The sequence below is a fragment of the Allobosea sp. BK604 genome (assembly GCF_004341515.1).
GTDB lineage: Bacteria > Pseudomonadota > Alphaproteobacteria > Rhizobiales > Beijerinckiaceae > Allobosea.
Map to the genome: position 1 here is coordinate 62,087 of NZ_SLZF01000010.1, position 19,595 is coordinate 81,681.

20 protein-coding genes are annotated in these 19,595 nt (G+C 65.3%); 10 read left to right on the forward strand and 10 right to left on the reverse strand.

Annotated elements, in window-relative coordinates:
- Positions 1 to 66: 66 nt before the first annotated feature.
- Positions 67 to 741: a L,D-transpeptidase gene (locus tag EV560_RS26965; RefSeq protein ID WP_131858937.1), complete on the forward strand. Its 675-nt coding sequence runs from the start codon at positions 67 to 69 to the stop codon at positions 739 to 741.
- Between the two features lie 97 nt (positions 742 to 838).
- Complete coding sequence (locus EV560_RS26970; RefSeq protein WP_131858938.1) at positions 839 to 2,065, forward strand: YbfB/YjiJ family MFS transporter; 1,227 nt, start codon at positions 839 to 841, stop codon at positions 2,063 to 2,065.
- Positions 2,066 to 2,126: 61 nt separating this feature from the next.
- Here EV560_RS26970 and EV560_RS26975 read toward each other — a convergent pair whose 3' ends face one another.
- A complete protein-coding gene (locus tag EV560_RS26975) occupies positions 2,127 to 3,125 on the reverse strand; it encodes a LacI family DNA-binding transcriptional regulator (RefSeq protein WP_165923658.1) in 999 nt (332 codons plus the stop codon).
- Positions 3,126 to 3,527: 402 nt separating this feature from the next.
- Here EV560_RS26975 and EV560_RS26980 point away from each other — a divergent pair, with 402 nt between their 5' ends.
- The 5 genes from EV560_RS26980 to EV560_RS27000 all read left to right on the forward strand — a co-directional run bounded on the left by EV560_RS26980 (position 3,528) and on the right by EV560_RS27000 (position 8,819).
- On the forward strand, positions 3,528 to 5,057 hold the full coding sequence (locus tag EV560_RS26980; protein WP_165923659.1) for an ABC transporter substrate-binding protein: 1,530 nt from the start codon (positions 3,528 to 3,530) through the stop codon (positions 5,055 to 5,057).
- Between the two features lie 99 nt (positions 5,058 to 5,156).
- Entirely contained in the window at positions 5,157 to 6,098 is a 942-nt protein-coding gene (locus EV560_RS26985; RefSeq protein WP_165923660.1) for an ABC transporter permease, read from the forward strand.
- Positions 6,095 to 6,991 (forward strand): ABC transporter permease, encoded by an 897-nt coding sequence (locus EV560_RS26990; protein WP_131858942.1) that lies wholly within the window; start codon positions 6,095 to 6,097, stop codon positions 6,989 to 6,991. The genes EV560_RS26985 and EV560_RS26990 overlap by 4 nt, the downstream gene beginning before the upstream one ends.
- Before the next feature lie 60 nt (positions 6,992 to 7,051).
- On the forward strand, positions 7,052 to 8,431 hold the full coding sequence (locus EV560_RS26995) for a class-II fumarase/aspartase family protein (protein ID WP_131858943.1): 1,380 nt from the start codon (positions 7,052 to 7,054) through the stop codon (positions 8,429 to 8,431).
- Positions 8,432 to 8,576: 145 nt separating this feature from the next.
- Positions 8,577 to 8,819, forward strand: a complete 243-nt coding sequence (locus tag EV560_RS27000; protein ID WP_131858944.1) for a hypothetical protein — start codon at positions 8,577 to 8,579, stop codon at positions 8,817 to 8,819.
- 67 nt (positions 8,820 to 8,886) lie between these two features.
- Here the strand turns inward: EV560_RS27000 and EV560_RS27005 are convergent, their stop codons facing one another.
- The 3 genes from EV560_RS27005 to EV560_RS35880 all read right to left on the reverse strand — a co-directional run bounded on the left by EV560_RS27005 (position 8,887) and on the right by EV560_RS35880 (position 11,351).
- A complete protein-coding gene (locus tag EV560_RS27005) occupies positions 8,887 to 9,315 on the reverse strand; it encodes an HD domain-containing protein (protein ID WP_131858945.1) in 429 nt (142 codons plus the stop codon).
- 32 nt (positions 9,316 to 9,347) lie between these two features.
- Positions 9,348 to 10,205 carry a hypothetical protein gene (locus tag EV560_RS27010; protein ID WP_131858946.1) on the reverse strand — a complete coding sequence of 286 codons (858 nt, stop codon included), beginning with the start codon at positions 10,203 to 10,205 and terminating at the stop codon, positions 9,348 to 9,350.
- 360 nt (positions 10,206 to 10,565) lie between these two features.
- Positions 10,566 to 11,351, reverse strand: a complete 786-nt coding sequence (locus EV560_RS35880) for a DUF1236 domain-containing protein (protein ID WP_165923661.1) — start codon at positions 11,349 to 11,351, stop codon at positions 10,566 to 10,568.
- Between the two features lie 198 nt (positions 11,352 to 11,549).
- On the opposite strand from EV560_RS35880, the gene EV560_RS35885 reads away from it, so the two are divergent.
- Complete coding sequence (locus EV560_RS35885) at positions 11,550 to 12,179, forward strand: hypothetical protein (RefSeq protein ID WP_165923662.1); 630 nt, start codon at positions 11,550 to 11,552, stop codon at positions 12,177 to 12,179.
- Between the two features lie 57 nt (positions 12,180 to 12,236).
- On the opposite strand, the gene EV560_RS27025 is transcribed toward EV560_RS35885, so the two are convergent.
- The 4 genes from EV560_RS27025 to EV560_RS27040 all read right to left on the reverse strand — a co-directional run bounded on the left by EV560_RS27025 (position 12,237) and on the right by EV560_RS27040 (position 14,402).
- Positions 12,237 to 12,545, reverse strand: coding sequence for a hypothetical protein (locus EV560_RS27025; RefSeq protein ID WP_131858949.1), 309 nt, complete (start codon positions 12,543 to 12,545; stop codon positions 12,237 to 12,239).
- Between the two features lie 132 nt (positions 12,546 to 12,677).
- Positions 12,678 to 13,094: a DUF1236 domain-containing protein gene (locus EV560_RS27030; protein ID WP_131858950.1), complete on the reverse strand. Its 417-nt coding sequence runs from the start codon at positions 13,092 to 13,094 to the stop codon at positions 12,678 to 12,680.
- Positions 13,095 to 13,170: 76 nt separating this feature from the next.
- Positions 13,171 to 14,151 (reverse strand): L,D-transpeptidase family protein, encoded by a 981-nt coding sequence (locus EV560_RS27035; protein ID WP_165923663.1) that lies wholly within the window; start codon positions 14,149 to 14,151, stop codon positions 13,171 to 13,173.
- 62 nt (positions 14,152 to 14,213) lie between these two features.
- Complete coding sequence (locus EV560_RS27040; protein WP_131858952.1) at positions 14,214 to 14,402, reverse strand: DUF3008 family protein; 189 nt, start codon at positions 14,400 to 14,402, stop codon at positions 14,214 to 14,216.
- 152 nt (positions 14,403 to 14,554) lie between these two features.
- On the opposite strand from EV560_RS27040, the gene EV560_RS27045 reads away from it, so the two are divergent.
- Positions 14,555 to 15,838, forward strand: a complete 1,284-nt coding sequence (locus tag EV560_RS27045; protein WP_131859172.1) for a DUF763 domain-containing protein — start codon at positions 14,555 to 14,557, stop codon at positions 15,836 to 15,838.
- Positions 15,839 to 16,014: 176 nt separating this feature from the next.
- Positions 16,015 to 16,914 (forward strand): acyl-CoA thioesterase, encoded by a 900-nt coding sequence (locus tag EV560_RS27050; RefSeq protein ID WP_165923664.1) that lies wholly within the window; start codon positions 16,015 to 16,017, stop codon positions 16,912 to 16,914.
- Between the two features lie 33 nt (positions 16,915 to 16,947).
- On the opposite strand, the gene EV560_RS27055 is transcribed toward EV560_RS27050, so the two are convergent.
- Entirely contained in the window at positions 16,948 to 17,937 is a 990-nt protein-coding gene (locus EV560_RS27055) for a LacI family DNA-binding transcriptional regulator (RefSeq protein ID WP_165923665.1), read from the reverse strand.
- Between the two features lie 155 nt (positions 17,938 to 18,092).
- Complete coding sequence (locus EV560_RS27060; protein ID WP_131858955.1) at positions 18,093 to 19,592, reverse strand: tripartite tricarboxylate transporter permease; 1,500 nt, start codon at positions 19,590 to 19,592, stop codon at positions 18,093 to 18,095.
- Between the last annotated feature and the right edge of the window lie 3 nt (positions 19,593 to 19,595).

Consider the following 19,595-nt stretch of genomic DNA (forward strand, 5'->3'; position numbering starts at 1 on the left):
TAACCAATCGACAAGTTTTCGATCTGGCCTCATCTCCCCGGAGACGTTTCGGAGAGATCGAAGACCATGATGACAAGACGCGGCGCCATGCTGGCGATCGGTTCAGGTGTGCTCCCGGGTTGTGTTTCGCTCCCGCAGCCCGAACTGGCGAGTACTGCCCCTCCCGGAATCGATCCGGCCTATGTCCGGATGTATGCGGCGCTCGATGACGAGCCGTTTCCCGTCCCGGCGGTCGAACTGGAGGAGGTCGATCCGCAGTTCTGGCGGCGGGAGATCGCCTATGCGACGCCGGAGCAGCCTGGCACGGTCGTCGTCGATCCCGGCGCCCGCCATGCCTATCTCGTCTTGCCCGGCGGGCGGGCCATTCGCTACGGCGTCGGTGTCGGCAAGGAAGAGGCGTTCAACTTCCAGGGAGCCGCGATCGTCGGCCGAAAGGCGCAATGGCCGCGCTGGACGCCGACGCCGGACATGATCCGCCGCGAGCCCGCGCGCTACGCGCAATATGCGGGAGGATTGGCTGGCGGCGCCGGCAATCCGCTCGGGCCACGCGCCCTGTACCTCTACCGGAACGGTCAGGATTCCCTCTACCGGCTGCACGGCACCGTGGAGCCCTGGACGATCGGCACGATGGTGTCCTCCGGCTGCGTTCGCTTTCTGAATCAGGACATTATCGATCTCCACCGGCGCGTGCCGACCGGCAGCAAGGTCGTCGTCCTGGCCGCTTCAGCCGGCATGGCCTGAATCTCCGACATCGCTTCCCAAGACATTCCATTCGATGCGCAGCCCGGCCCGTCCTGGGCCCGTGAGGTTGCGCGTCCAATTCCTCGTGGAGATTTCCATGGTTTCTCACCAGGCTCCCCTGTCCGTGGCCAAGGTCGATCGGCTGCTGGTATGGCGCTACATCTTTGCCGGCCTGTGCGCGAGCCTCGACAGTATCGGGCTGGCCCGCTTCGCCTTCACGCCGCTCATTCCGGAATTGATCGAGGCCGGGTGGTTCTCGGCCCCGAGCGTCGCCTATCTCGCCGCAGCCAATCTGGCGGGCTATGTCTGCGGCGCGCTTCTCGGCAGGCCGATCGCGGGGCGCCTCGCCAACGAGCATGTGCTGCGGATCATGATGGTGCTGATCTGCGCCGCATTCTTCGCCTGCGCTTTCCCATTCTCCTTCGCATGGTATTTCGGCTGGCGCTTCCTGTCGGGTTTCGCGGGCGGCGTCGTCATGGTGCTGGTGGCCGCCACCATCCTCCCGCATGTTCCGCCGGCCCGAAAGGGCGCTGCGGGTGGGGCGATTTTCCTCGGCCTCGGCCTTGGGATTGCCGGGTCAGGGACCATCATCCCCCTGCTGCTCGGGCTGGGTCTGGCTCAGACCTGGATCGGGCTGGGCATCATCTCCACCGTGCTGACTGCCGTGAGCTGGTTCGCCTGGCCTTCGAGCAAGCTCAGCCGGCGCGATGAGCCCAAGGCGGCTCCCGAGCGGGTCGCGCGGTTCGGCCGGGACGTCAGGCTGGTCTATGTCCAATATGCCTTGATGGCCACGGCCGCGGTTGCGCCCATGGTCTTCCTCGTCGATTTCGTGGCTCGCGGTCTGCGGGCGGGCACGCATCTAGGCTCGGTCTTCTGGGCGATCTATGGGCTAGGGGCCATTGCCGGCCCGCCTCTCTATGGCTACCTGGCTGACCGGATCGGCCCCAAGCCGACCATGAGGCTGGTTTCGCTGATCTTTGCCGTAGCGCTGGCAGGGTTCTACGCCACCGACAACCTGACCGTGCTGGCAGGCCTGACGATCATCATAGGCACCTTCGCGCCGGGGATCGTGCCGCTCGTGCTTGCGCGCGTGCATGAAGCGATTCCGCGGAGCGCGAGCCGCCAGAATCTTGCCTGGGGACGCGCCAGCATCATCTCCGCAGCCGCCATGGCGGTCGCAGCCTATGCCTACTCGGCGCTGTTCAATGCGACCGGTGGCGATCACCGCCTGCTGTTCCTCATGGCTGCCGGGCTGCTGGTGGTCTCGCTCATCTCGGATTTCGGCCTTCCCGCCAAGGTCAGTGGCGATCCCGAGGGGGCCTGACCGAGGGATACGACTCGCCTGGGTTGGCCCGTTCCGCACCGCAGGCGATCATATCCGACGCCTATTTTTTCCGAGCCGTCGTGCCGCGTTCCGTGATTCCGGTGGATGGAACGCGCACGACGCGCGGCTCGACGATCTGGCCCTGGCTGAGCGATGACAGCATCGCCAGCGTCTCGTCGACCATCCGCTCGATCGGCAGGCACAGGGTGGTGAGGTCGTGCGAGGACCAACTGGCGAGTGCGATGTTCTGGCAGCCGACGATGGACAGCTCTTCCGGGATGCGCAGGCCGAACCGTCGCCGGGCCTCGTCGGCGAAGCCAAGGGCCAGCAAGTCACTGGCGCAGAACAGGCTGTCGATCGCCGGCAACTGCTCGCGTGCCGCGAGGGCTGCATTGAGGCCATCCTCATAGCTGAAGCCTGTCGCCGGGATGATCTTGGGGGCAGGCAAGCCTCGCATCCGGGTCCGCTCGACGAAGCCGGTCATCCTCTCGATATTGGTGGTCGCGTCATTGCCGGACGACAGGAAGGCGAGGCGTTCATGCCCGCTGTCGATGAGCAGGTCGGCGACCAGAGCGGCGCCGGCCTCGTTGTCGCAACCAACGCCATAGGCATCGGGGTCGCGTGAAACCCTGTTGAAGTAGATCAGCGGAACACCGGCATGCTTGGCCTGTTCGATCGCGGCCTCGGAGAGGAGGCCGGAGAAGACCAGGATCGCATCGGGGCTGTAGGCCATGAGCGTCTGCAGGCTCGCGTCGAAGTCCTGGGCGTAGCTGCCCGGGATCAGCATCAGCGACATGTCGATCCGGTGGATGCGCTCCGACAGCTTTGCGAGAACCTCCGAATAGATCGGCGAATTGACGCTCGACATGATGACGCCGACGATGCGCGTCTTCCGCGTCGCCAGGCTTCTGGCGAAGACATTGGCCCGATAGCCGAGCTGTTCGGCCCGCCGTAGCACCAGTTGCCGCGTCTCCTCCGAGATGATCGTATCCTTCTGGAAGGCGCGTGCGACGGTCGCCAGCGAGATATCCAGGTCAAGCGCGATATCCTTCAAGGTCACGCGGCCATAACTGCGCTTTCCAGCCGCGCGCGTCGGGACTGCCGTGCCGTCGGTAAGAGCGTCCTCGGATATTGCAGGGCGATCATTGCTCACGCGGTCAAACCTTCGAATCCCCAAACCTGACAAGACCTTGCAGCATCTTGAACAGCGCTAGCGCTTCGGCGGTTCAGGTCAACACCAGAGCCTACAGCATTGCGGCGATCAAAAAAAGAGAGCGCTCTCATTGACAATGAGAGCGCTCTCTTTGTAGCGTCGCGGGCATCAGCTTTCGCGTTCGCGGCGCCGCTGAGGGCGTGGCGGGTGCTGATCGATCGGCGCCGGGCTTTCCGTAGGGAGCGCCGGCGTTCGTCAAGAACCAGAGCATCCGCAACCGAATGGATGCCTCGCCACAGGGAGATGATCATGAAGCTGCTGGCTGGCGCCTGCTTTGCGCTCGGCGTCGCATTCGCCTTGCCCGTGATCGCGCAGGAGACGCCGAAGCGCGGGGGCATTCTGGTTCAGTCGATGGATGTCGAGCCGGCATCGCTCGATCCGGCCTTTGGCAATGCCCCCGGTCGCGATCGGACCGTCTACACCCAGATTTTCGAGAACCTGTTCGTCCAGGACGAAAAGGGAAACCTCGTCCCGCAATTGGCCAAGTCCTGGGAGATCGCCAAGGACCAGCTCTCGATCACCTTCCATCTGCGCGACAACGTGGTCTTCCATGATGGAACGCCGCTGAACGCGGAAGCGGTCGCGTTCAACCTGAACCGGATCGTCGATCCGCAGGTCAAGGCGCGCGCCCGCCAGTTCGTCTCCGACATGAAGTCCGCAACGGCGGTCGACGCCATGACAGTCAGGGTCGATTTCACCCGGTCCTCGGCCTCGGTGCTGTCGGGCCTGGCCAATGAAGCCGGCATGATCTCATCGCCCAAGGCGATCCAGGCGCTGGGCAACGAATATGGCCGCAAGCCGGTGGGAACGGGCCCGTTCTCCTTCGCCAGCTGGACCAGCGGCAACCAGATCAAGCTGCAGAAATTCGAGAATTATTGGGGGCGTGACGAGAAGGGCGAGAAGCTGCCTTATCTCGATGGCGTCACCAACCGCATCATCGTCGATACCGCCTCGAAGATCGTCGAGGCCCGCGCAGGCACTGTCCATATCACCGATGCGATCCAGCCGAAGGATTATGCTCAGGTCGAGCGCGACCCGAACCTGACGCTCGAGGACAGCCTCGCCAGCAATCTGCAGATCCTGTCGTTCAACCTGACCCGGCCTCCCTTCGATGACGAGAAGCTGCGCCGCGCCTTCGTGCATGGCATCAACCGGGCCCTGATCGAGAAGGTCGCGTCGAACGGACAGGGGCTCGTGCTCAAGGGGCTGGAGCCGCCGCAATCGCCGATCTACGGCGAGAACCTGCGGGACTATGATTTCGACCTCGCCAAGGCCAAGAAATTCTATCAGGAATCCGGCCACAAGGGCGTGGTCAAGCTCGCCATGATCCAGCGCGATCCCGATACCAGGATCGCCCAGATCATCCAGGCCCAGATGGGCGCGGTCGGCGTGCGCGTCGAGATCGAAGCGCTGGAGCGGCTCGCCTGGGGCGACAAGATCTACAGCCACAATTACGATATCGCGCTGCATCGGATGTCGGCTCCGAAGGTCGATCCCGATGTCAATTTCGGCGCCTATTACGCCAGGACTGCCGGCGCGAACCATAGCGGCCACAAGGACGAGACAATCTTCGCGCTCATCGAGAAGGGCCGCACGACGATCGATCCGGCGGCGCGCAAGGCGATCTATGTCGAGTTCCAGCAATATTTGCTCGATCATGCCTATCAGCTGCCGCTGACCTCGGTCCGCGACCGCGGCATCATCCGCAAGGAGGTTGCCGGCCTCCACCAGGAATTCAGCGGCGCCTATCTTTTCGACCGGGCCTGGCTGCGGAAATAGCCCGATGCCTGCCTCCGCGAAGGCGTCGCTGCTCCGGTTGTCATGGACGCCGGGCAGGGCGCTTCCGGCCCCGTTCCAAGAGAGCCGCAGGAGAACCGCGTGATTGGGTTCCTGATCCGCAGGGTGCTGCAAATCGTGCCCGTCGCCATCGTGATGTGCGCGGTCGTCTTCACCACCGCCTTCATGCTTCCCGGCGATCCGACCCTGACCATCCTCGGCGAGAACGCGCCGGCGGCGGCGAGGGCGGCCTTGCGCGCGGAAATGGGCCTGGACCGGCCCATTCCACTGCAATTCATCGATTGGCTCGGGCGCGCGCTGACCGGCGACCTCGGCAAATCGTTCAAGACCGGGGAGCCGGTCATGGACATGCTGCTCACCCGCATTCCGGTGACGCTCGAACTCACAATCCTGGCGATCACGCTGGCCGCATGCATCGGCGTGCCGCTCGGCATCATCGCGGCGCTCCGACGTAACAGCTGGGTCGACACCCTCGTCAGCATTCTCTCGATTTCCAGCCTCGCCATGCCGTTCTTCTGGGTCGGCATGTTGCTGATCATGCTGTTCACGTTGCGGCTCGGCTGGCTGCCTCCCTCCGGCTACGTGCCCTTCTTCGAGGATCCGCTGAGGAACCTCCAGCTGATGATCATGCCGGTGATGACGGTCGGGATGGCTTACGCCGCGCTCCTGATGCGGCAGACCCGGGCGGCGATGATCGAGGTGCTGTTGCAGGACTATGTCAGGACGGCGCGGGCCAAGGGCGCGGCCGAGCCACGCATCATCATCCGGCACGCGCTGCGGAATGCGCTCATCCCGGTCATCACCGTGATCGGCCTGCAATTCGGCGGGCTGATCGGAGGCGCCGTCGTCACCGAGACGGTGTTCGCGCTGCCCGGTCTCGGCCGCATGATCACCAATGCCATTTTCGAGCGCGACTACATGGTCGTGCAGGGCGCGATCCTCGTCGTGGTCGTCGGCGTGATCCTGGTCAATCTCGTCACCGACATCACCTATTCGCTGCTCGACCGGCGGGTGCAGCTATGATCGCGACCTCCGAACCGGCCAAGGACGTGGCTGCAACGCCTGCCATCGGTGCGGCGCCTGAGCCGTCGCGCGTCCTGGCGGTACTGCGTGCGCTGCTGCGCCATCGCCTGGGCAGGATCGGCGCTATCGGCCTTTCGCTGTTGCTGTTCTGCGCTGCCTTTGCGCCGCTGCTGGCACCATTCGATCCCGCAGAGATCGACTATGAGGCGCTTCTCGAAGGGCCGAGCTGGCATCATTGGTTCGGCACGGACGAGCTCGGGCGGGATGTCCTGTCGCGCGTGCTCTATGGCAGCCAGACCTCGCTTCAGGTCATGGCGCTCGCGATCTCCGGGGCGCTGCTCATCGGCGTGACGCTCGGCATCGTCTCGGGCTTCCTGCGCGGCTGGTTCGACGATGTCGCCATGCGCGTCGTCGACGGCCTGCTCGCCTTTCCGACCATCATCCTGTCGCTCGCGATCGTCGCTGCGCTGGGGCCGAGCCTGACCAATGCGATCATCGCGATCGCCATCGTCAACGTCCCGGACTTCGCGCGACTCGTCCGCGGCGAGGTGATCTCGGTGCGCGAGCTTGAATACGTGCAGGCGGCGCGGGCAATCGGCATGACCAATGCCCGCATCCTCTGGAAGCATGTCTGGCCTAACGTCCGCGGCAGCGTGATCATCTACGCCTCGCTCAAGGCGGCGGCAGCGATCATCACCGAGAGCGCCTTGTCGTTCCTCGGTCTCGGCGTCCAGCCGCCGGATCCGACCTGGGGCTCGATGCTTTCGACCGCCATGCAATACAGCGACGCCTGGTGGATCAGCATCTTTCCGGGCCTCGCGATCTTCATCACCGTCCTGTCGCTGAACCTTCTCGGCGACGGCCTGCGCGACGTGCTCGACGCAAGGACGTGAGCCGCGACGCCGCCCGCATCCGCAATCCAGCCCAAATTCAAGACCGAGAAAGGCGCCACCATGCAGGATAGTTCATCGACGTCGAACCGGGTGAAGGAGCCCGGCATCCGGGCATTGTTCACGCTCGAAAGCCGCTGGCAGGCCTGGCTGGATGTCGAAGCCGCCCTGGCGCGGGCCCAGGCGAAGATCGGCATGGTGCCGGAGGAGGCCGCCCAGGCGATCACGGCCGCCGCGCGGCTGGAACTGCTCGACCCCGAGCGCATCCACGAAGGCTTCCTCCGCACCGCTCACACGCTGGTGCCGCTCGTCTGGGAACTCGGACGCGTCGTCGGCGAGCCGCATGGCGGCTGGGTCCATTGGGGCGCGACCACCCAGAACATCGTCGCCAGCGGCGATCTCCTGCTCATCCGCAGGGCTTTGTACATTTTCCGCGGCCAGCTGCGCGAGATTTTGGGCTCGATGGCCGCGCTGGCGGAACGCGGTGCGGAGATGGTCATGGCCGGCCGCACCCACGGCCAGCACGCCGTGCCGATCACCTTCGGCTACAAGGTGGCGACCTGGGTCGACGAGCTGCTGCGCCATCTCGACCGCATGGACCAGGCCGAGCCGCGGATCGTCGCTGCCATGCTGGGCGGCGCCGCGGGCACCTTCGCCTCCTTCGGGCCTGAAGGGCGCAAGCTTCAGGAACTGCTCGGCAAGGAGCTCAACATGCCCGCCCAGGAAATCCCCTCACGGGCGGTCGGCGATCGCGGCGCCGAATATGTCTGCTTGCTCGGAATGATCGCGGCGACCTCGGCGCGGATCGGCCGCGAGGTCTATACGCTGATGAAGACGGAGTTCGGCGAGGTCGAGGAGCCCGTGCCGCCTGGAACGGTCGGCAGCTCGACCATGCCGCAAAAGCGGAATCCGAAGCTGTCGCAGGATGTGGTGAGCCTCGCCGCCGAGGTGAGGGCATTTGTGCCGCTTGCGCTCGAGGCGATGCAGACGGAGCACGAGGCCGACCGGACCACCGACGTCCTGATGCAGACGGTCGAGGCGAATGCCAGCATCGCAGCCGGCGATATGCTGGCCCGCCTCGTCGAGATCATGGCCGGGCTGCAGCTCAACCCGACCAGGATGCGCGCCAATCTCGACCTCAGCGGCGGAATGATCATGTCCGAGGCGATCATGCTCAACCTCGGCAAGACCCTGGGACGCCAGCATGCCCATGACGTCGTCTATGATGCGGCTCAGAAGGCGGCGACCAGCGGCGGCAACTTCGCCGAGATCCTGGCGGGCGATGCGGCCGTGAAGGAGAGGCTCTCATCCCAGCAGATCGCCGATCTCCTCGACCCCGCCGGTTATACCGGACTCTGCGCGGAGATGGCGCGGGACGCGGCACGGCGAGTCCGGCAGGCGGCGCGACAGACAGCATCTTCTGCCGGCAAGCGTATCGGCTGACCGGGACGACACGAAACCTGATCCAGAATTACTTTTTCTGTTCCAGCGAAAGTAATTCTGGTGTTTCTTGGCGTTCGGGGGATGAACTGCGCGATGCGAGGACTGTCTGGCGCGCTTCAACCCTGGATCGAGGGGGGAGGCCGTCATGAACAGGTATATCGCCGTCAACAGGTATATCGCTGTCGCCTGTGTGCTCGCCGCGGGGCTGGCTTTGCCAGCCTGCCAGACATCGCAATCAAGGCAGGCCGAACTCGCGCAGATCTGCTCCAATCCCTATAATCGGCAGCCGGGCAATCTCTATTTCAGCGAATGCCAGGCGATCGCTCCGTCTTCCAACCAGCAGCTCCAGCAGGATTATCAGCAGGGGGCGCCGACCGGGGACGAATAGCCCGGCGGCTTCCCCGCTGGCAGGCTGACGCGCGTGTGAGCCGGCTCCTCAGGTGGGAATAACCGACCTATGCGAGCTGCGCGAGCGCGCCTTCATATTTCTCGAGGCGCGCCTTGAGCTCTTCCGGCTCAAGCTTCGCCAGCTGTGTTCGCGCGATGTTGTCACGCAGATCGGCGAGCTTGACTGGCTTCGCCAACGCATTCGCGCCGGCTCGGCGAACGAACGCTTCGTAAGGCTCGTCGTCCGGCCGCGTGAGGGCGTTCACCGCATCGACGATCTCCTCGCTGAACCCTTCATTCGTCAGATCCGTGAAAGTCCAGGCGGAATCTTCGACCACGTCGTGGAGCACCGCGATGATCGCACGCTTTTCGTCGTTCGAGCGGATGAAGGCCAGGGCGACCCGAAGCGGGTGCGAGATATAGGGCGCCCCGGCCTTGTCGCGCTGGCCGGAATGGGCTTCCGCGGCGATTTCGATGGCCCGCTCCAACGTGCTCATGGCCAATCTCCCTGCAGGCGGATGGCGGAGCTTCAGCGCGGCGTCAGGTTCTCGTCGCGATGCTCGCCGCCGAGCGTTGCGGCCCACCATGCTGCTGCGGCGCCGACCAGCAGCGCAGCCGCCGTCATGAACGCGGTCAGGACTGCGATCTTGCGGGCGCGCTCGGCGACCTGCTTCGCCGTTTCCTTCGCCTGGTTCAGCTTGGCAAAGGCGTCGTCCATCCGCTTTTCAGCCTCGGGCTGGGCAATGCCGGCGCGTGCGGCCAGCCGCGACGCGAGATATTCGCGATCTGCCGGATCGAATTTGCCGTTGGCCAATGCGCCGACGAAGATCCGTGAAGCCTCGTCCCGCTCGGCCGGCGTGACATTGGTCGTCCCGGTCGTCCGCATGACGCTGTCGAGCGCCGAGCCCATCGGATCTGCCTGTTGGGAGATCAGTGACGCGGCTCCCGAACCGGCTGCGGCGATGCCGCTCGCGGCCGTGCGTGCCACGCCGAACAGGGATGAGCTCGCGACCATGGTGATGAGCAGCGCGCCGACAGCCCAGACCAGCAGGCCATGGGCGCCATCGCGGATGCCACGCTCTTCCCGGGTTGCGTCCGGGATCGGGTGACGCATCCTGCCTGCGAGATAGCCACCTGCGGCACAGCATGAAACCGTGATCCACAGCGCCCAGAGCGTGCCGGCGACCATGAGCGCCGCTGCGCTGGTGCTGCGCTCGAAATCCGCCGAAACGAGCGAGAGGCCGACCGCGGCACCGAAAATGGTCAGGATGGTCGAGATCGCGGTCGCGAGCACGGCTCCGCCGATGATCGGCCCCCATTGCAGGTAGCTCTGATCCGGCTCGTTGACGGTGACGGGGGCTACGACGACATCGGTTCCCATGGACATGGCTTTGCCTCCCTACCGCAATCCAAAGAACGAAAGGATCGCCATGACGACGACGACGAGACCGACCAAGTAAATGATATCGTCCACATGAGCCTCCCTGCGGCGCGTCGCGGCATGAGGTTCAAACCAGAAGCGGGGCCGATTGGTTCCTCCCGGAACAGACGACGGGAGCTGCGCGGGGACGTGATGACTTGGCCCCTGATGACTTGGCCCCTGATGACTTGGCCCAGCTGATGACTTGGTCGAAACAAGCAAACCGGAGCGCAGCATCGCGCTCAGACGATGCCGCGCCCCGGGGCCGTTCGTTTTCGGGCATGACGGGCGGGCGACAAACGGCGCCTCCCGCCGGTCAGGTCGACGCTATTCGATCACGTCGATGATCTTGCGGCTCTGCGGATCGACGATCAGTACGTCGTCGCCGACCAGCGCGTAGTGATAGCCGCGCAGCTCGCTATCCTGCTCGCTGGCTTGGGCCGGGATCGGGCGAAGCACGATCTCGCTCGAGAGCACGGCACCCTTCAAGCCTTCGATGCCCTGGATGTCTCCGGGCCTGGCGTCGTTCAGGATGAGCCGCGCGATCTCATGCCGGGAGTCGGTGCCGTTCGACGTCGATTGCCGCGCCGTGCTGCCGGATGTCGCCGGAGCGGCGGCGGCCGAGCGCATCCCGCTCTTGTCGACCACATCGACGATCCGATGACTGCGCGGCTCGACGATCGCGACCTCGTCTTGCTCGGTCATGACATATTGGTAGCCGCGCCAGCGCGGGTTGCGGTCCACGAGCTCGGCCGGCAGATCGGCATAGGGAGCATCGGCCGGCAGGACGACACCTTCCTCGAAGACGACCGAAGTCGGTGCGCGCCAGCGCCTCACGTCTCGGCGCCGCTCGAAGCTGGCATAGACGTCGACGCCGCCGTGCCGTCCTCCGTCGCGCTCGATCACCTCGACGATACGTCGGCTGCGCGGGTCGACGATCACGATCTCCCGGTCCGAGACCGTGTAGCGGAAATCGCGATATTGCGGCCTGAGCGAGGCGATCTCGCCCGGCACCGGCTGGAGCTGGACGCGCGTGGGCAATTGCGCCCCCACCGAGACCGAGACGCCCAGGTTCTCCGCCTTGATCTCATTGCGATCGACGCGGCTGCGCACGGTGTCGGCGATTTTCTGCTTCTCGGATTCGGCACGCTCGTCTCCAGCCGGCTGGCGGCCGGCCGTAGCGCGGCTATCCGTCGGCTCGGCGCCCGCCGTACCAGGCTGCGCGCCGGGGCGCTGGGCGGTCGAGCCCGAGCGCTGATTGTCATCCGACCCCGGGGTCGCGCCCGGCCGAGCGGATTCGGTTGCGCCGGGTTGGTTAGGCTGCTGCGGCTGAGCGCGCTGCTGTGCGGGCCGCTGATTGTCGGGCCGCGACTGCTCCGCATCGCGCCGCCCGGAACGGTCTTCCTGTTGCCGGTCGCGCTGGGCCTGCTCGCGATCACGCTGGCTTTGTCCCTTCTGCATCTCCTGAGCGCGTTGTTCGGCCGGTTGCTCGTGCTTCTCGCGTTGCGCCTGCTCGCGTTCGCGCTGCTGGGCTTGTCCCCGCTGCATCTCCTGCGCGCGCTGCTCGGTCTGTTGCTCGCGCTGAGCCTGCTCGCGTGGGGAATTTGCACCTCGCTGGCTTTCGCCTCGCGGGCTTTCCTGGGCTCGCATTCCATCCGATTGCGGCCCGCGCTGAGCGCTTGGCGGCTGCTGGACATCACGCTCCACCCGGCCCGGCGCCCTTTGCGGCCCGGCATCTCCGGGCGAGGGGCGCTCGGCGCGTCCTCTCGGCGCCTCGTCCGGCGGCACCACCATGACCGGTTGGGCGAGCGCCCAACCCGACTGAGCGGCAAAGGCGATCGCAGCGATTCCTACAAATCGTTTCATTGGGATCACTCCCTGTTGAGTTTATCGGATTGGGCAAACAACGACGCGGGCGGATGCCTGTTCCCGTCATCGTGAAGGGCGCTGGTGCGGTGGGCCGTATTTCCGGCTGGTCAGATTGCCGGCGAGGGGCGGCTATTTCCGCTGCCAGCGTCGTCGCAGCCGGAGCCAGAGATCAATCGCTCCCATGGCGAAACGCGCCATCGGCTTTTGCAGGAACGGGATATCCGCAGCCAGCAGCAGCAGGCCGAGCGGCAGCATCCATAGACCCAGGAATGGAAGGATCGAGAAGACGCCGCCGATGATGAGAAGTGCGCCGGCAGGCAGGCGGATCCAGCGCGAGGCCGGATGCCTGAGCCAGCGCAAGGCCGCAGCGGCGCCCGCCGGGATCTCCTGCTCGATGCGCTTGAACGCCTGACGGAGAGCATGCTCGCCTTCGGTCATCGTTCAATCGCGCCCTCGGTCCCGTTCCGCGTCGTTGGGAAGTTCCTTCAATTTCGGCGGCGGGCCCAGCCGATGCAACCCAAGAAGGTTACTCCGGCCGAGCCCGCGTGCGGCGATGCCGAGGCATCCGTTCTATTCGATGATCTGCACCACGCGACGGGTCTTCGGCTCGACCAGGACCGTGCGATCATTCACCACCGTGTAGCGATACTTGCTCACGCCATACTCGCGCGGGACCGTGTGGTACACGACGCCCCTCGAGGGAAGCACCGTTCCAACCTCGACATCGTTCGAATAGGTGTACGACGGCACGCGCTGTTGCACGACATATTGCTTGAAGCGCGGGGTATTGTCGCCGACGATTCCGCCGGCAACGGCGCCGCCAACTCCACCCACCACGGCGCCTACGGGACCACCGACGATAGCGCCGCCGACCGCACCCGCCGCGCCGCCGCTCAGCGCGCCACCCCGGGCGCCGTCCGGGTTCTGGGCGAAGACAGCAGCCGGGATCAGCGTGAGCGCTGTGGCAAGAACAAGCTTCTTGATCATAATCGTAAGCTCCTCGTGATCCGAGACCTGTGAAACCGAACGGCTCGCCGTCCAGAAGGTTCCTGGGAGCCGGCCGCTAATCCACGAAGCGGACGGTGACGCCGGGCTTCACCATGCCGGCGAGTTCCTCCGCATCCCAATTGGTCAGCCGCACGCAGCCATGCGAGGAGGTCTTGCTGACGCGGGACGGCTCCGGCGTGCCGTGAATGCCGAAGGTCGGCTTCGACAGCGCGATCCAGACGGTGCCGACCGGGTTGTTCGGTCCGCGCGGGAGCACGAGCTTGCGGGTGTTGTTGCCCTGCTGGAAGTTCTTTTCCGGATCATAATGATAGGTCGGATTCTTGACGATCCGTGCGACCTGATACTCGCCTTCGGGTGAGGGCGTGTCGCCGCTGCCGATCGTGGCGGGATAGCTCGCGATCATCTCGCCCGCCGGCCCATAGGCCGAAACCATGCCGGTCCGCTTATTGGCCTCGATCGTCTGGACTTCGCTGGGTGGTGCCGCCCGACTGGCGGAAAGCACGGCGATCGTTTCTCCGGACTCGCGATAGCGTGCACGCGGATTCAGGGCTCGGAGCAGGCCCTGGCTCATCTTGAAGCGCTCGGCATACATTTCCGCCGCTGTGCGGTAGCCGAGCCGCCTCAGCCTCGCCTGCCTGCCATAGTCATGCGGGATCCGCTTGGTGAAGGCGTAGCGCACATCTGCAATGGTCAGGGCATAGGCGGTGACGATGTCCCGCGCGGTGTCGCCGCCGAGCGCCTGCCAGGTCGCGTTGTCGATTATATCGCCCTCACCAAGATTTGCGCGCTGGCGGAATTGGACGATGGCCTTGCGATAGTTCTCGCCGTCCATGCCGTCGATTTCGCCGGGGGAGATGCCCTGGCGCGCCAGCAACGTCTGGGCCTTGACGATCGATGCCGATGGCTTGGCCGATGGCTTGGTCGCCTTGCGCTTGGGCTGAGCAGGGGCACCGGCGCGGTTCACCTCGTCCGGCGTGAGCGCGAGCGCGCCGCCACCGAACGCCAGAGCGAACGCGACAACGAGCGCGCGGCTCAATCCGCGCCTCATGAATGGCTTCGGCATGGCCTTACCTGCGCTCCGCCCCAGTGCTTTCCGTCTCAGTGTTTGGAGACGTGGCCTGGCTTGCCCTTGCGCTTGGTCGAAGCGAGTTCGTCGAGTTGCTTCTCGCTCATCGATTTGGCCATCGATTTCGAGGCGCCTCTCAGCTCGCTCTTCGGCATGTCGCCGCGTTTCGCCGCAAGGGCGGCGCCGGCGGCCTTTTGCTGGGCTTGGGATTTGGCGGGCATGGCGGGATCTCCCGGTAGGTTTTCTGCAAATCCAACGGGCGAACGCGGCCAACGTTCCGCTGGCCGTGACGCGGGGCGCCCCAGCTCAGCTTTTTCGTGACTGGTGGACCCGATTATGCGAAATATGTTCTTGTTTGGTTCCGGAGGGCGATGTGGCTCAGCGGGCGGGCAGTGCCGATCTGCCATTGCATAATGGCCGTGTTCCAGCCTGGCTCGGCCAGCGCATGTCGCGGCTTGGCGCTGTGATCGCGCAGGCTATCGTGCACCATTACGGGCGCGACGAGTTCCTGCGTCGGCTCGCGCATCCCTACTGGTTTCAGTCCTTCGGCGCCGTCATGGGCATGGACTGGCACTCGTCCGGCATCACCACCTCCGTCATCGGCGCCTTGAAGCGCGGCCTGACGCCGCTCGCAGGCGAACTCGGCCTGCATGTCTGCGGCGGCCGCGGCAGTCATTCGCGCCAGACGCCCGCCGAACTGGTCGCGGTCGGAGATCGGATCGGCTTCGACGGCGCGGCGCTCGCCAAAGCGAGCCGGCTGGTCGCCAAGGTCGACAGCGCCGCCGTGCAGGATGGGTTCGAGCTCTATCTGCACGGTTTCGTGGTCGGCGATGACGGCAAATGGACAGTCATCCAGCAGGGCATGAACGGCGATAGCGGCGTGGCGCGGCGCTATCACTGGCTCTCCGAGGGGTTGGACAGCTTTGTCGATTCCCCGCATGCGGCGATCGACGGCAGAAGCCAGGGCAATATCGTCAATCTCGCCGATCGCAGGGCCGCGCCGTCGCGCGCCGGTCAACTCGACCTGCTGCGGCATCTGGGGCCGGATCGCATCGCCGAGGAGGTGGCTGCGCTCGAAGGGAGGGTTGCGCCGCTCGAGACGTTCGAGCAGCCGACCCTGCCGCATCTGGTCATGCCTGGACATCACGACGTACGGCCGAAGGATGTGATGATCCGCCGGCTTCACGGCGCGCTGGCGGCGGCGGCGGATGCCGGCCCGGAGGATTTCACCGATCTCCTGCTTGTGCCCGGCGTCGGCGCCCGCACCGTCCGCTCGCTCGCCATGGTGGCGGAAGTCATTCACGGCACGCCATGCCGCTTCGCCGATCCGGCGCGGTTCTCGCTCGCCCATGGCGGCAAGGACCGCCAGCCCTTCGCCGTGCCGACGAAGGTCTATGACGAGACGATCCGGGTGATGAAGTCCGCGGTGGAGCGGGCGAAACTGGGCAATGAAGAGCGTCTGGAGGCCATTCGCCGGATGGATGCCGAGACGCGCCGGCTCGAGCGCTTCGCAAGCGGGCCGAGCCTGCCGGCCTATATCGCCGAGGAACGCCGCCGTTCGCACGAATATGGCGGGCGGAGCGTGTTCGGCTGGGAGCAGGCGCCTGAAGAGGCAGATGCCACTGACGAAGCACCCGTACGTCCGAACCGGCGATAGGTGAGGGGATCTGCAGGTCAGGCTCCCCACCAGGGTGCCAGCTCTCGACGAGCTGAGTTTTTCCTCACCTCCGTGATGCCAAGCGACCCCACGTTATCCGATTGCCATATGCGGGAGCATGTGTATTTGAATTGTTTCAATTTCCTGATCTGCCCGGACATCGAGGGATATCGGTTGTGACAGGCATCCTGGACGAATCCCGCTCCGCTGGCGCTGTCGGCCAAACCGAAGCGGCGTTCAGCGTCACTCGGCAGTCAGACGATCGGTTCCTCGGCAGGAACATCCATTCCGGGCCGGGCCGCGTGTTCGGCGGCCTTCTGGTGGCACAGGGTCTTGCGGCCGGAGGGGCGACAGTGCGCGCGGACCTGGCACCGCATTCCCTGCACGCGCAATTCCTGAGGCCCGCCGATCAACTGATGCCGTTGGACTACATCGTCGAACGGATCAAGGATGGTCGCGGCTTCGCCACCCGTCTTGTACGCGTGCAGCAGGAGGGGCGCCTTGCCGCGCTGCTCATGCTGTCCTTCGCGGCCGAGAGCCGTGGTCCCTACCGAAATCCATTGCCGCCGATGGCCCCAGCTCCGGATGCCTGCCCGACGCTGGAGGCGTGGCTGAACGATGTCGGCCAGCACTATCCAGGACTTTCGGAGGTGCTGAGGGGGCGGGATCATCCGCTGGATATCCGGCCGGTGAGCGCGCCATCGCGTCTCGATATGCATGGAAGCCGCGATGCCTCGCTCTCCTTCTGGTTTCGACCGCTGGTTGCCGGGCGCGCCGATCGCCTGGCTCGCTGCTGCGCTCTCGCCTATGCGTCCGATCGGTTCGTGATGACGACGGCGGCGCTGACCGAGCTCGCGCGGTTTGTCGCCGGCGAGCTGATGACGGCGACCCTCGACCATTCCCTGCGGATTCATGCCGAGCCGCCCGAGGGATGGCTCTTCTTCCGAACCGACAACCCGGTCGCCGGGGCAGGGCGTGCCTTCGTCACGGGTGAGATCTGGTCGACAGATGGCCGCCTCATCGCCTCGGTCGGGCAGGAGGGGGCGATCGTCTATCGGGATGGCGTAGCAGCCTAGGCGCGCCTGGCGGCTCGGGGGAGCAGGGCCCCGTCAGATATGCCTGACGGACTCCCGGAAGATCACTTCGGCGTCGAGCTGGATCCGCTGTGGGATTTCGGCCTCGTTACGCATGCGGCGCATCAGGAACGTCCAGGCCATGCGCGCGATCTCCCGCGTCGGGCGTGACACGACCGAGAGTTTCGGCGTGACGAGGTCTTCCCATTCAGGCTGCTCGAAGGACAGCAGCGAAATATCGCGGGGGCAGTCGATGCGCAGCACCCGGAAGGCGCGGAGCACCCAGGCGGCGAAGGTCGAGGTGCTGACCACGATGGCCGTGGGGCGCGGCTCGTTCTGCAACTCGCCCGCCAGCCGCGCTGTCAGCGTGGATTGATCGCGTCCGCCTTCGAGCACACGGATATGGACCCCGACCGGGTCGGCTGCCGCCCGCATGCCCGCGATACGCTGTTGATTGACGATAAGGCCCGCCTCGCTGACGATGAACAGGATGCTGCGGTGGCCGCGATCGATCAGCCCCTGCGTCGCCCGCTGCATGACGGCATGATTGTCGAAGGTGACGCGGTCGAAGGCGAAATCGTCATCCGGGGCCCGCTCGACCACCACGGTCGGAACGCCGGAAGCCGCGATCATCTCATAGGTTGCCGAAGGATCCTTCGACGGCACGATCAGCAGCCCGCCCACGCGGTATTTCAGCAGGGACACGATGCGCTGGTACTCGATCTGGGCATCGCCCTGGCTGAGCACCTGCATGATCTCGATGCCATGCGCGGCGGCGACCTCCTCGAAGGCCTCCATCAGCGCCGAGAAATAGGGGATCGAGGTCTGCGGAACGCAGATGCCGACGACGGGCGAGCGCTTGCGGCGCAGGCCCAGCGCCAGCATGTTGGGCGAATAGCCCAGCTCCTTGATGACATCCAGGACACGCTGCCGGCGCGCTTCGCTGACTGTGATCGTGCCGTTCAGCACGTTGGAGACCGTGCCGACCGACACCCCGGCCATGGCCGCGACATCCAGGATCGTCATGCGCTTCTGCTTCACGCCCGGTCCAGCCTCCATCCTTGCTAAGCGACTTTACGTCTTTGATGATTTTGACGGCGATGGGAATAGTCCGATCGGACAAGTGCCCTTATGAGCCGGCGAATTCATCGAGAAACGGCCTTGCGGAAACGGCCCGCTGCTCAGAGTTCGGAATCCTGGCCGCGGACATTCGATACGATGCTCCGCGTCGAGAGCGCGACGATCGCGACCGCGAGGATGATGAGCCCGGCCGAGATCGGCCGCTCCATGAACACCATGAAACTGCCCTGGGATATTTCCAGCGACTGCCGCAACGACTGCTCCATTAGCGGCCCCAGGATCAGCGTCAGGATCAGCGGCGCGAGCGGCACATCGAGCTTCTTGAACAGATAGCCGACGACGCCGAACACCGTCATGGTGCCGACGTCGAAGAGACGGCCATTGGTCGAGTAGGCGCCCACTACGCAAAAGGCGAGGATGAGCGTGAAGAGCACCGCGCGCGGAATGCGCAGCAGGCTGACCCAGAGCGGGATCAGCGGCAGGTTGAGGATCAGCAGGATCAGGTTGCCGACGACGAAGCTCGCGATCACGCCCCAGACCACGTCCGCATGTTCCTGGAACAGGAAGGGACCCGGGATGATGTTCTTCATCATGAAGGCGCCCATGATGATGGCGACGGTCGGCGAGCCGGGAATGCCGAGGGTGAAGAGCGGGATCAGCGCGGCATTGGCATAGGCGTTGTTGGCGGTCTCGGGCCCCGCGACCCCCTCGATCATGCCCTTGCCGAATTCGCCCGGCGTCTTCGAGAGGCGCTTTTCGGTGATGTAGGAGATCACGGTCGGCACCACCGCTCCGACGCCGGGAACGAGGCCGAGCACGAAGCCAATGCCGGTACCGCGCAAGACCGGGCCGGTCGAGCGGCGCATATCCTCGCGCGTCGGGACAAGGTCGCGAATCCGCGCGCGGATGATCTCGATGCGCTGGTCGCCCTCGAGCGCGACCAGGATTTCGCCGATGCCGAACAACCCCATCGCGACGATGACGATGTCGATGCCGCCCATGAGATTGATATTGCCGAAGGTGAAGCGCGGCGCGCCCACCACCGGGTCGATGCCGACCATGGCGATCAGCAGGCCGAGCACGGCCGAGATGAGCGCGAGCGCGATCGAACGGCCGGCCAGTCCGATGACGAGCGTCAGGCCGACGAGCATCAGGCTGAAGAATTCAGGCGGGCCGAACAGCAATGCCAACTTGGTCAGCGGGCCGGCGAGCAAGACGAGCCCGGCGACCGAGACGAGACCACCGATGAAGGAGCCGATGGCCGCGACTGCGAGCGCAGGGCCGGCGCGACCGCGCTTCGCCATTTCGTAGCCGTCGATGCAGGTGATGGCGGAGGCGGCCTCGCCCGGGACATTGACCAGAACCGAGGTCAGCGTGCCGCCATACATCGTGCCGTAGTAGATTGAGGTCAGCATGATGATCGAGGCGGTCGGGTCCATCTTGAAAGCGATGGGCAAGAGCAGAGCCGTCCCCGCGACCGGGCCGATACCCGGCAGGATGCCGACCACCGTGCCGATGATGCCGCCAATGAGCGCAAACAGCAGGTTGTTAGGCTGGAGCGCGACGGAGAAGCCGGAAATCAGAAGCCCGAGCGTCTCCATCAG